Source organism: Corynebacterium sp. HMSC070E08, assembly GCF_001808895.1.
GTDB classification, from domain to species: domain Bacteria; phylum Actinomycetota; class Actinomycetes; order Mycobacteriales; family Mycobacteriaceae; genus Corynebacterium; species Corynebacterium hiratae.
The window spans coordinates 46,922-58,265 of sequence record NZ_KV794749.1; the positions used below are offsets into that span (position 1 = coordinate 46,922).

The window sequence follows — 11,344 nt, forward strand, 5'->3', positions numbered from 1 at the left end:
CTCCTATACGGAGAATTCAGCCATCTTATCCCAATTGGTCTTTCCATCGATGTGAGTGTTGATGATGTCCGGCGTCTCCACCAGGTACTTCGGGAGCTCCTCGCAGGAGCGCTTGAAGTGCTCGGTGTTGACGTGGTCAACGTCGGTGCCGTCCTTGTAGGACTCGAGGAGCAGGAAGCGCTGCTTGTCTTCCGGATCGCGGAACCACTTGAAATCGATACAGCCGGGCTCAGCCTGGCAGGCCTTGGTGTACCAGTCGATCTCGTCGAGGAAGGTCTCGGCATACTCGGGCTTGACGTGGAACTGTACGTTGATCAAAATCATGGGCCCCACTGTAACCTTCTCCACGAAAACGTGCAGAAGGCCCCGCCAATGGCTGAACTGAGCTAGCCCAATTCCAGCAGGGCCTTAAAAAGAGCCTCTCGGGAGGATTATTTGTTGAAGAAGTACTCCGCCACATAGACGTAGGTTCCGTCAAAAGCTTGGGCGACGCCGAAGCCGGTGCCATCCGTCTTGGTCACGGGCACGTCGCGGTTGAGCCAGTCCACGCGCTCCTTGGCCTCAGATTCGGTGAGCTTGTAAATGTTGCCGCTGCCCTCCTCCAGGTGGGTCAGCCCATCGCCTGCGTTGTCGTGGAAGGTGACCTTGCCAGCTGCTGCCTGGTTTGCCCACTCCTGCGCGATGTTCTTGGCGTTGGCATCCTCGTGGTGGCCCTGCTTGAGCAGGTGGGCGTGGGTAGCACCAACGAGTTCGCCGGCGACGGACGGGGTCGGCTTCTTAATGAAGCCCGGCAACTGGACATTAAACTGCTTCGCCAGGTCATAGGCCTGCGCAGGCAGCTCGATCTCTAAAGAGTTGACCTGCTCAACGGCCTGGGAAGACAGCTGGTTTACGTCCTGCAGCTGTGCGGAAGAGGAGTTAACCGGGGCGGCCTGGGCAGCGGACACCGACAGAGCAGCGGTGAGGGTAGCTGCCACGGCGGCGGTGGCGGACATGCGGGAAACACGACGGAAAGAATTCATGCCTTCCACCGTGCCACAAAAATGCTTCGGCGGAAAAAGACTTCCCGCTCATGTGGGATTTTCGATACCACTTTGTTATCACTTGCCGGTGGCTGCATGCCGGCATGGAAGAATAGCCAAGGCTGGCTTTAGTATGGATTTTTTAACGAGTATCCGAAAGGTGATCACTGTTGCTGGACGTCTTAACCGGTTTCGCCATCATTTTTGTGGTTATCGGCGTGGGCTTCATCATGGCTCGGCGCGGCGTTATCGGCGAAGGTGAGGCGCGCCTGCAATTCAATCGCACGGCGTTCTGGGCGGCGACCCCAGCGCTGATCTTTTCCAGCGTGGCCACCTCTGATACCGCGGCCTTTGCCTCGCCGGTTGTCGCCGTCATCGCGATAGCTTCGGTCACCACGATGGCCTTGTATTGGGTGCTGAGCGCGTTATTCTTCCGGCGCAGTGGAGCGGAAACCATGGCCGGCGCAGCCGCAGCCAGCTACTACAACTCAGTCAACATCGGCCTGCCCATCGCCACCTATGTCATCGGTGATGCCACCTTTGTGGTGCCAGCGCTGGTGCTGCAAATGGCAGTCCTCTCGCCCTTCATCATCGCCGGCCTCAACGCCCAGGGAACAAGCCTGCGTTCGATTTTAAGTTCCGTGGTCTCAGGGTTGACAGCCCCAGTGGTCATCGCGGCGATCGCCGGCTTCATCGTGTCCGCCGCAGGCTGGCACGTCCCCGACGTCATTATGGCTCCGCTCGAGATCCTTGGTGGTGCCTCCATCCCGATGATCCTGATGAGCTTTGGCGCCTCACTCACCGGTGACGGGCTGTTAGCCGTTGACCGCCTGCCGACGATTACCGCCACGGTTCTCAAGCTCATTGCTATGCCGGCGATTGCGCTGGCGGCCGGCTTGGCGCTGGGGCTGAGCGGCAACGAGCTCTACGCAGCGCTTATCTTGGCCGCGCTTCCGACCGCACAGAACGTCTACAACTATGCCGCGACTTACCAGTCGGGAGAAACGGTGGCGCGCGATACGGTCTTCCTCACCACTTTCCTCTCGCTGCCGGCGATGCTGGGCATCGCGGCGCTCTTCGGGTAGGGCTGAGCCTACCCCTCGAGCTTCTCCCCCAACTCCAGCCATTCCATTTCTAGCTCTTCGCGCTCAGAGGCAATGGCCTTGAGCTCGGAGTCGAGCTTCGCTAGCTCACCGCTGTCTCCCTCACCGGAGGACATCTTCTCTGCAGCCACCGCCATCTTTTCGTTCAGCTTCGCCGTCTTATCGTCGAGCTTGCCCATCTTGCGCTCCAGCGCATTCATCTTCTTGGTCAGCTCGCGCTCCTCCTGGGAGCTCAACCGCTTGACCGGGGCGGCGTCCGCGCTCTGCTCGTCAGAGTTCTTGGAGGCTTCTCCTAAATCGAGGACGCCGCGCGCAGTGGCGGCCTCCATCTCCTGGCGGCGGCGCAGGTATTCCTCGATTCCGCCCGGCAGGTTGGTCAGCTTGCCATCCCCAAACAGCGCATAGGTGTTATCCGCGATGCGCTCGATGAGGTAGCGGTCGTGCGAAATGACCACCAAGGTGCCCGGCCAAGAGTCCAGCAAGGACTCCAGTTCCTGGAGAGTATCGATGTCGAGATCGTTCGTGGGCTCGTCGAGAAGCAACACGTTTGGCTCCGCCATAAGCACGCGGGTCAGCTGCAGACGGCGGCGCTCACCGCCGGAGAGGTCGCCGACCGGCGTGCGTTGGCGCTTGGCGGAAAAACCCAGGCGCTCCGCGAGCTGGGACGCGGACAGTTCCTTCTTGCCCAGGTGAACGTAGGTGGCGACGTCTTCGACGGCGTCGAGAAGCCGGCGCTCCGGATCCAGATCATCGAGCTCCTGGCGCAGCCAGCCCAGGCGCACCGTCTTGCCCTCGATGCGCTTGCCAGCGGCAAGCTCGACTTCACCAGCAAGGGCGCGCAGCAGCGTGGTCTTGCCCGAACCGTTAACACCAACGAGGCCGATGCGCTCGCCCGGCGCCAAGCGCCAGGTGAGGTGATCCACGAGCGTGCGACCGTCCGGGGTTGTGACCTTTGCGTCCTCGAGCTCAATGACGACTCGTCCCTGGCGCTGCTTGGAAAAGGCCATGAGCTCGACCTTGTCGCGCGGTGCGGGGACGTCGGCGATGAGTGCCTCGGCTGCCTCGATGCGATAGCGCGGCTTCGAGGTACGCGCCGGCGCTCCGCGACGCAGCCACGCCAGCTCCTTGCGGGCCAAGTTCTGCCGGCGCTGCTCAATAGCATCGGCTTGGCGGGCGCGCTCGGCGCGGGCAAAGGTCCAGTCGTTATAGCCACCCTCGTAGGCATCGACGACACCGTCGTGCACCTCCCAGGTAGTGGTGGCCACGGTGTCGAGGAACCAGCGGTCGTGCGTGACGACGACGACCGCTAGCTTGCGCGAAAGCAGGTGGCTGGCCAGCCATTGCACACCTTCGACGTCGAGGTGGTTGGTCGGCTCATCGAGCACCACGATGTCGAGGTCTTGAACGAGTGCGGCAGCCAGGTTGACGCGGCGGCGCTCACCACCGGAGAGCGAGCCCACAGGGGTGTCTAGCCCTAGGTCAACAATGCCGAGGCCGCCGAGGACATCGCGCACCTTCGCGTTGGATGCCCACTCGAAGGTTTCCAGCCCGAGCGGCTCGATGATGGCTTGGGCGATGGTGAGCGATTCTTCTAATTCAAAGCGCTGGGTCACCACCGCCATGCGCAATTCCGAGTTGTGGGACACGCGGCCCGAGTCTGGGGATTCGATACCGGTGAGAACTTCCAGCAGCGTCGTTTTGCCGCCGCCGTTGACGCCGACGATGCCGATGCGATCACCGGTTTGCACGCCGAGGGAGACCCCGTCCAGCAGGGTCTTAAGCCCAAAGGACTTGGTTACGTTTTCAAGGTTAATGAGGTTCGCCATATCGAGTGTTCATCTTAGTGCCTCGGCGCGGTTACCCCCGCACCATTACCTTTATTGCTATTGATTTTCACTTCCAATACTCTGGCGCACTATGAAAAAAGAACGTCTCGCCCTGTGCGCCGCACTTTCCGCCACGATCCTCACCATGTCCGCTTGCTCCTCCCCTGACAGCGAGGAATCCACGTCGCCCTCCAGCGCTGAAGCCTCCCACGCGCATGCCGAGCACGACGATGACCATGATGGGGAGCACAGCCATGACGGCTTCGAAGCCGCGGAAGGTGAGACTGAGGTAGCTGAGCTGCCAAACCGTATCCTTCTTTCCCACAAAAACGGCCTCACCACGCTCGACGGCGAAACCGGTGAGGTCATCGAGAGCGAAGATCTGAAAGCATTCCTCCGTCTAAGCGATGCCGGCGATAACCGCCACATCATGGTGACCAAGGGCGATAGCTTCCTCACCTTCGACACGGGGCGCATCACCAAGCCCCACGGCGACCACAAGCACTACTACGCGGCGCAGCCGCAGCTTCTCAGCGCAGCCATCGACGCACCGCACGCCGGTCACGTGGTTCACCACGACGGCTTTACCGCGCTCTTCTCCGACGGCGATGGTGTGGCACGGATTTACAAGACCGAGGACATCGGCAAGGAAGACGCCAAGCCCGTCAACACCGTCGAGACAGGCGCTGCGCACCACGGTGTGGCCGTCCCGCTGAAAGACGGCTCCGTGGTCACCACGAAGGGCACGGAAGACGAGCGCCACACCATCCAGCACCTCGACAAGTCCGGCAAGGTCCTTGCGGAAACCACTGAGTGTCCTGGCGTCCACGGCGAAGCTGCCGCCGGCAACGGTTCCCTTTTCTTCGGCTGCGAGGATGGGCCCGTCGTCTTCGACGGCACCGAATTCCACAAGATCGACGTCTCCGCTTACGCGGGCAAGGACGGATACCAGCGCTCCGGCAATTCTGCGGGTTCGGAGGAATCCAACATCATCTTGGCAGACAACAAGACCGACAAGGATGTCGACTTCGAGCGTCCCACCTCAGTGACCCTCATCAATACGGAGGACTACTCTGCCAAGAAGGTTGAACTGGGCGAATCCTATTGGTTCCGCTCGTTGGCCCGCGGTCCCCTGGGCGAGGCCTTAGTCCTCACGACCGACGGCAAGCTCAACGTCATCGACCCGGATTCCGGCGAGGTAACAAAGAAGATTGACGCTATCTCCCCGTGGAAGGAAAACGAGGAGTGGCAGCAGCCGGGTCCGATCCTCAAGGCGGCAAACGGCTATGCCTACGTCACCGATGCGAACAAGCAAGAACTGGTGGTCCTTGACCTCCTCGGTGACCAGGAGCCGCAGCGCTACAAGCTCGACTTCAAGCCCGTGGAGATGGCCGTCCTCTAAGGACCGCTACCTACAGCGCTGGCGCTAGACCAGCGTTGCTCCGGTTGCGGGGCCTGCGGTCACCAGGCCACGGGTTCCGCGGTTATCGGCGCAGACCTGGGCCACCACTTCCTGTGCGGTCTCCTCGTCCTCGCAGAGGAAGGCACAGGTAGGCCCAGACCCGGAAACGATGCCCTTGAGGGCGCCGGCGGCCTCACCGGTGTCGAGAATCTTGCGTAAGTCCGGACGCAAAGAGAGTGCTGCCGGCTGGAGGTCATTGTGCATCACCGCGGCAAGCTCGTGGGGGTTGCCGCCGACGAGGGCTTGGCCCACGGCTTCCGTGTCCAAGTGCGGTGTGCTTCCACGGCCGGCAGCGCGCAGCTCATCCAGCTTGCGGAAGACAGTGGGTGTGGACAAACCCTCCGCATTGGTGATGATTGCCCAGATATAGCGCCCGCGCGAGAGCATCGGGGTCAAGAGTTCGCCGCGCCCGCGCCCCAAGGCGGTGCCGCCCATGAGGGTAAAAGGCACGTCGGAGCCCAGTTCCGCGGCGAGTTCGTAGAGCTTCTCCATGCTGAGGGCTTCACGGCCGAATTCGGTGCTCAAAGCTTGGTTGGCCAAAAGCAAGGCGGCCGCGGCATCAGCGGAGCCACCGGCCATGCCCCCGGCGGCGGGGATGTTCTTTTCCATCGTGAGCGTGCCGGCAGCTGGCAACATGAGGTTGTGAGCCACCAGCTCTACCGCGCGCCACGCCAGATTCTCGGTTGACGCCGGCACACCCTTCGCGTGGTTGCCGGTGACCACCACGCTGCTTTCCTCGCCCCAGCGGTAGCTAATGCGGTCATGCACGTCGAGGGACTGGAAGACCGTAGCCAGCTCATGGAAACCATCCGCGCGTGCCTCCCCCACCCCCAGGTGCAGGTTGACCTTGGCGTGGGCGCGCGCCTGCCAGATCTGCGGGGAGTCGTCTCCTGTCCTACTCATGAGGCTTCCGCCAATCGGACGAAGTCCTCCACGCCCAGCTTCTCACCGCGCAGGCGCGGATCGATATCCGCCGCGCGCAGCGCTTCCTCGGCTGCTGCGGCGGAACCATAGAAACCTGCCAGGGCGGCGCGAAGTGTCTTGCGGCGTTGCGCAAAGGCGGCGTCGATCAGCGCGAACAGACGCGGGCGCAGTGACTCGTCGAAGGGGCGGGTGCAGTCGATGCGCACCAACCCTGACTCAATCTTAGGTGCCGGCCAAAACACGTTCTTGCCAATCGTGCCGGCCTGGCGAACCGGTCCATAGAAGGATGCTTTCACGCTGGGGATGCCATAGACCTTGCTGCCCGGCGCGGCGGCGAGGCGCTCAGCTACTTCCAGCTGCACCATGACCAGGACACGACGAATGGATGGATAGACCTCCAGCAGGTGGAGCAGCACCGGCACCGCCACGTTATAGGGCAAGTTAGCTACCAAGGCGGTCGGCTCCCCCAACTCCCCTGCCTCAACGGTGAGTGCGTCCTTCTCCACCACGGTGAGGCGATCCGCAAAGTTGGCTGCCCGCGCCGCCACGGTATCTGGGAGCTTGCCTGCCAGGCGCGGGTCAATCTCCACGGCCGTCACGTGCTCGACTTCACCCAGTAGTCCCAAGGTCAGCGAACCCAAACCAGGGCCGACCTCCACCACGCGGTCCTCCGGTTGCAGGTCCGCGGCAGCCACGATGCGCCGGATGGTGTTGGGATCATGCAGAAAGTTCTGGCCCAGCTTCTTTGTCGGCGTCACGTCGAGCTCAGCGGCGAGCTCGCGGATCTCCACCGGGCCCAGCAAGTGGGGTTGTGTCATGTCATCCAGACTAATACGCAGGGCGCTGAAGCTTTAGCGCAGGCCGAGCTTCGAGGTGCAGGCGGGCCATGCGCCCCAGCCCTGTGCGGCCTGAACCTTCTGGGCCACGGCGATCTGCTGCTCGCGGGAGGCCTGCCAGGCCTGCGGGGCGTACTCGGTGCCGCCAAAGGCAGCCCAGGTCGACGGGGTGAACTGCAGGCCGCCGGAGAAACCGTTACCGGTGTTGATGGACCAGTTACCGGTGGCCTCACACTGTGCCAAGGCATCCCATACGGAGCCCTCAGCAACGGCCGGTGCGGTGGACTTCGGCTTGGTACCGCGCGCGATGACTGCGGCGACGGCCTCGGTGCGCACGTCTTCCTTGATGATGTCGTTGGACTCTTCCGCACCGTTGACCTTCACAATCTTGCGGGTCACGGTGCGCGAGCCTGGGGTGCCCTCCTCGCGGACTTCCTCAGTGCCTTCTTCCAGCTCCGGGTCATCAACGTAGGTAGCTGGTGCGTCGAAGTCCTCCGTCTTCTCCTCTTCGGAGATGTCCACGCGGTCCACGGTGATGGCCGTGCCGGCCTTGACGGGAGCGTCAAGGTCCGGCGACACGCGGTCATCCTTGCCCACGGTGATACCGCGGGCTTCTAGCACGTCCTTCACGGTCTTAGCCGCAACGCTGGCGTAGGACACAGAGCCACCGTCAGAGAGCTTAATGATCTTCGGGGATACCACCTCAAGGTTCATTCCCTCAGTCAGAACCTCATCATCCTCGACGGTCTTGGAACCGGAGGTGATAGCAGCGCCTGGGACGATGCCGTCGAGGCCGCCCAGCAGGTCAGACACGGTGAGGTCAGTGGAGGACATCTTCGTCTCCACGCCATCGATGGTCACCGCAACCGGCTTGGCGGTGCGAACGGTAATCGAGTCACCATCGGAGACCCGCTCAGAAAGCGCCGGGTAGACAACGTCCTCCCCGCCAACGCTCACACCTGCGGCCTCGAGAGCCGCGTTAACATCGCCGGCGAAGGTAGCCAGCTGGGTGGTCTCACCGTTGATGTCGAGCGTGATGTCCTTCTGAGAACCGACGGCAACGACACCACCCACAGCCAACGTGCCGAGCACACCGCCGGTGGCCATGCGCAGTGGCAGGGAGCGGGAGTTGTTGATTCGCTTGATCTGCTTCTTCGGGGACATAAACCTTTACTCGTCTCTGCGTTGCTTCGTGCCCAGAGAGGTCTTTGAACTCTCCTCAGCACCTGACGTGGCGTGCGAATGCACGCCAGCCGGCAACATCAAGGCCGGACTAACTTTGGATAACGATACGGTAACAGAGCGTAACGATCGAGACGTTCTCACACGCCGCCACCACTGGCAACACACTCGTCACACCAAACACGCGCGCCACCGTTGAGCAGCACCTTTGCTTTGAGTGAAGATCATCACACTCCGAAGACCTCGGCGAAGGTTTCAGCCACCTCTGCGGCCAAGTCCTCCACTTCTTGGCCGCGCGCCTGCGCCACGCAGCGGTACGTATGACCAATCAACGAAGGTTCATTACGCGCACCACGGAAGGGCTCCGGGGTCATGTACGGCGCGTCCGTCTCAATGAGCAGCTGCCCGGCTGGCGCGAGCGCTGCGGCTTGACGCATCTCCTCGTTGCGCTTGAACGTCACGTTGCCAGCAAAGGACAAAACGTAGCCACGCTCCAGAGCCTCCTTGGCCACTTCAAGTGGCGAGGAGAAACAGTGCAACATGACCTTCGGCACTTGAGCGCACTCCCCCAGCACGCGCATGAGCTCCTCATCTGCCTCGCGATTATGGATCATCAGCGTCTTGCCCACCTTCGCCGCCAACTCGGCGTGCCAGTGAAGCGCTTCCTCCTGGACGTCAAGGGGTGCAGTTCGTTCCGGCTCATGATAAATCCAGTAGGTATCCAGACCCGTTTCCCCGATGGCCACGCAGCGCGGGTCCGCAGCCATTTCGCTCAGGCGCGCACGGGCGGCCTCGTCGAGTTCATGCGCCTTGGTGGGATGAATAGCGCAGGCCGCGTACACGTTGTCGAATTCCTGCGCCGCGGCCAAAGCCTTCTCCGCCTCCGCTAGGCCATCGCCCACGGTGACGATGCGCTCAACACCTGCGGCACGGGCACGCTCAACGAGGTCGGCGTCAGCGTCGCGGCAAGAGGCGAGGTGCGTGTGGGCGTCGATAAGCTGGCTCAAACCTTCGGCGGGAACGGGCATGGGGCGTGGCTTCTTCTTAGACATGGCTGCGAGTGTAGTCTTGCGCGCATGATAATCCGTGAAGCGACGGACGCCGACGTCCCCGCAATGACCGCCACCTTAAACTGGGCCATCCGGGAGACCCACTTCATCTTTCGCAGCGAACCCGCCACAGTGGAAGAGCGCACCGAGTATCTCCACCAGCTGCGCCGCGAAGCCTGTCCTTGTTTCGTGGCTTTCGATGACGATGGCGCGTACTTGGGCTGGGCACTCTACCGCCCCTACCGCGATCCTAAGGTGTGGCTGGGCTGCTACGAGACGACGATCTACGTTGATCCCACCGCCCACGGCCGCGGGGTAGGCACGCGCTTGCTCGATGCAGTCGTTCAGCATGCCCGCGAGGCGGAGCAGGTCCATACGCTGCTGGCACTCATCGTGGCGGACAACGTCGCATCCATCAAGTTGCATGAGAAGTTCGGCTTTGCCACTGTAGGAACGTTAAAAGAAGTCAGCCGCAAAGCTGGGCGCTGGATAGACCTCACCCACTTGCAACTCATGGTTTAAGGAACATCATGCACGTACGTCCCGCAGAGCTTGCCGACGCCCCCGCAATCGCCGCCATCTATAATGCCGCCTCCGCCGCGAAGCCGGCCACCAACCTAGTCACGTGGCAGGAGTCCGTCGAGGACCGCGAAAAGTGGCTCGCACAGATGGAGGAGGAAGGTTTTCCCGTCTATGTGGCGGTGGACGATGACGAAATCATTGGCTGGGCCGCCTACTTCCAGTTTGTCACCCCAGCTATCTACTACGGCACGGCGGAGGATTCCATCTATATTGCGGAGTCCGCACGGGGCAAGGGCGTGGGCAGCGAGCTCATGGACACGCTCATGGACCACGCGAAGGAAAATGACTACGTGGAGACGATGATTACCTACATCGTGGACACCAACGAGTCCTCCATTGCCCTGCACAAGAAGTTCGGGTTCGTGGAAACCGGCCGCATGCCCAATATCCACACCAAGGACGGCGTGCGCCTCGGGCTGGTGCACCTGCAGCGCGACTTCGACCGCTCCTAAAGCGGTTTGATGGCCACTAACTCAGGGAGGCGCGTGCCAGCCGCCCCACCACCAGTGACGGCACTGCCATTGTTGCCAAAGATCTTGCCAGATCCCGCGGCGAGGCGAGAAACTTTGGCAACAACGGCGACTTCGGCTTGAGCAACTCACCCTGCGCTACGCGGTCACAGACGGCAAACGCGTTAAGCCGGCGCTGCCTGAAGCGGCACAATATCGTCCAGCTCGGCAAGAATTTTGTCCTCTGCGACATCCAAGTCGTAATGGGTCTGCAACCCCAGCCAGAACTGTGGGGACATTCCAAAAAACTTGGCAAGGCGAAGAGCCGTATCGGCGGTAATAGCCCGCTTTCCGTGGACGATTTCGTTAATACGTCGAGGCGGGACCCCTATCGAAACAGCGAGCTTGTGCTGGGTAATCCCCATTTCCTTAAGAAAATCTTCCATCAGGATTTCACCTGGGTGCACTGGGGGGAGCTTTTTAGTGGTAGTCAACGATCTCAACCTCCTCTGGCCCTAAAGCGGTCCACCGGAAGCAGATCCGCCATTGGTCATTGATACGAATACTATATTGACCCCGCCGATCGCCCTTCAACGCTTCGAGCCTATTCCCCGGAGGAATCCGAAGCTCATCTAGCCTCTGCACATAGCCCAATTGCCTCAGTTTGCGAAGAGCTACCGAGTGAATACGTGAATCTATCGAGGACACCCTCTCTCGATTCCATAAGCGCTCTGTATCCCTATCCGCGAACGACTGAATCATAAATGCACCATACCCCCCATAACGCGACACGTCAATAACGCGAGGCGTTAACTCTAACTAACGCTGCAATACAAAAGTTACCGCAACTAAGGAGGACCCCGCTAGGCAGCGAGTGTTATGTCCATAGGGTTTTTGGACATGGAGTCC

General features: G+C 61.4%; 13 protein-coding genes. 4 read left to right on the forward strand and 9 right to left on the reverse strand.

Going from position 1 to position 11,344, the window contains the following annotated elements; translation table 11 throughout:
• Nucleotides 1-3: 3 nt before the first annotated feature.
• Nucleotides 4-324: a putative quinol monooxygenase gene (locus HMPREF2526_RS05025; RefSeq protein ID WP_070510385.1), complete on the reverse strand. Its 321-nt coding sequence runs from the start codon at nt 322-324 to the stop codon at nt 4-6.
• Nucleotides 325-431: 107 nt separating this feature from the next.
• Nucleotides 432-1,022, reverse strand: a complete 591-nt coding sequence (locus HMPREF2526_RS05030; RefSeq protein ID WP_049154238.1) for a hypothetical protein — start codon at nt 1,020-1,022, stop codon at nt 432-434.
• A gap of 170 nt (nt 1,023-1,192) precedes the next feature.
• Here HMPREF2526_RS05030 and HMPREF2526_RS05035 point away from each other — a divergent pair, with 170 nt between their 5' ends.
• The gene (locus HMPREF2526_RS05035) at nt 1,193-2,107 is read left to right on the forward strand and encodes an AEC family transporter (RefSeq protein ID WP_049154236.1); all 915 of its coding nucleotides are present in this window, start codon (nt 1,193-1,195) and stop codon (nt 2,105-2,107) included.
• An 8-nt stretch (nt 2,108-2,115) separates the two neighbouring features.
• On the opposite strand, the gene HMPREF2526_RS05040 is transcribed toward HMPREF2526_RS05035, so the two are convergent.
• A complete protein-coding gene (locus HMPREF2526_RS05040; RefSeq protein ID WP_070546190.1) occupies nt 2,116-3,951 on the reverse strand; it encodes an ABC-F family ATP-binding cassette domain-containing protein in 1,836 nt (611 codons plus the stop codon).
• 91 nt (nt 3,952-4,042) lie between these two features.
• On the opposite strand from HMPREF2526_RS05040, the gene HMPREF2526_RS05045 reads away from it, so the two are divergent.
• Nucleotides 4,043-5,353 (forward strand): NHL repeat-containing protein, encoded by a 1,311-nt coding sequence (locus HMPREF2526_RS05045; RefSeq protein WP_070510391.1) that lies wholly within the window; start codon nt 4,043-4,045, stop codon nt 5,351-5,353.
• 24 nt (nt 5,354-5,377) lie between these two features.
• On the opposite strand, the gene HMPREF2526_RS05050 is transcribed toward HMPREF2526_RS05045, so the two are convergent.
• The 4 genes from HMPREF2526_RS05050 to HMPREF2526_RS05065 all read right to left on the reverse strand — a co-directional run bounded on the left by HMPREF2526_RS05050 (nt 5,378) and on the right by HMPREF2526_RS05065 (nt 9,407).
• Entirely contained in the window at nt 5,378-6,316 is a 939-nt protein-coding gene (locus HMPREF2526_RS05050) for a 4-(cytidine 5'-diphospho)-2-C-methyl-D-erythritol kinase (protein ID WP_046646939.1), read from the reverse strand.
• Nucleotides 6,313-7,155 (reverse strand): 16S rRNA (adenine(1518)-N(6)/adenine(1519)-N(6))-dimethyltransferase RsmA, encoded by an 843-nt coding sequence (gene rsmA / locus HMPREF2526_RS05055; RefSeq protein WP_046646940.1) that lies wholly within the window; start codon nt 7,153-7,155, stop codon nt 6,313-6,315. Before rsmA ends, HMPREF2526_RS05050 begins: the two co-directional genes overlap by 4 nt.
• A gap of 33 nt (nt 7,156-7,188) precedes the next feature.
• Nucleotides 7,189-8,337, reverse strand: coding sequence for a resuscitation-promoting factor (locus HMPREF2526_RS05060; protein ID WP_070546192.1), 1,149 nt, complete (start codon nt 8,335-8,337; stop codon nt 7,189-7,191).
• Between the two features lie 245 nt (nt 8,338-8,582).
• A complete protein-coding gene (locus HMPREF2526_RS05065) occupies nt 8,583-9,407 on the reverse strand; it encodes a TatD family hydrolase (protein WP_070510395.1) in 825 nt (274 codons plus the stop codon).
• 24 nt (nt 9,408-9,431) lie between these two features.
• Here HMPREF2526_RS05065 and HMPREF2526_RS05070 point away from each other — a divergent pair, with 24 nt between their 5' ends.
• Both HMPREF2526_RS05070 and HMPREF2526_RS05075 read left to right on the forward strand, forming a co-directional pair.
• Complete coding sequence (locus HMPREF2526_RS05070) at nt 9,432-9,926, forward strand: GNAT family N-acetyltransferase (RefSeq protein ID WP_080975046.1); 495 nt, start codon at nt 9,432-9,434, stop codon at nt 9,924-9,926.
• 8 nt (nt 9,927-9,934) lie between these two features.
• Complete coding sequence (locus HMPREF2526_RS05075) at nt 9,935-10,438, forward strand: GNAT family N-acetyltransferase (RefSeq protein ID WP_046646944.1); 504 nt, start codon at nt 9,935-9,937, stop codon at nt 10,436-10,438.
• Between the two features lie 182 nt (nt 10,439-10,620).
• Here HMPREF2526_RS05075 and HMPREF2526_RS05080 read toward each other — a convergent pair whose 3' ends face one another.
• Nucleotides 10,621-10,881: a HigA family addiction module antitoxin gene (locus HMPREF2526_RS05080; RefSeq protein ID WP_046646945.1), complete on the reverse strand. Its 261-nt coding sequence runs from the start codon at nt 10,879-10,881 to the stop codon at nt 10,621-10,623.
• A gap of 34 nt (nt 10,882-10,915) precedes the next feature.
• Nucleotides 10,916-11,197 (reverse strand): type II toxin-antitoxin system RelE/ParE family toxin, encoded by a 282-nt coding sequence (locus HMPREF2526_RS05085; protein ID WP_046646946.1) that lies wholly within the window; start codon nt 11,195-11,197, stop codon nt 10,916-10,918.
• Nucleotides 11,198-11,344 lie beyond the last annotated feature (147 nt).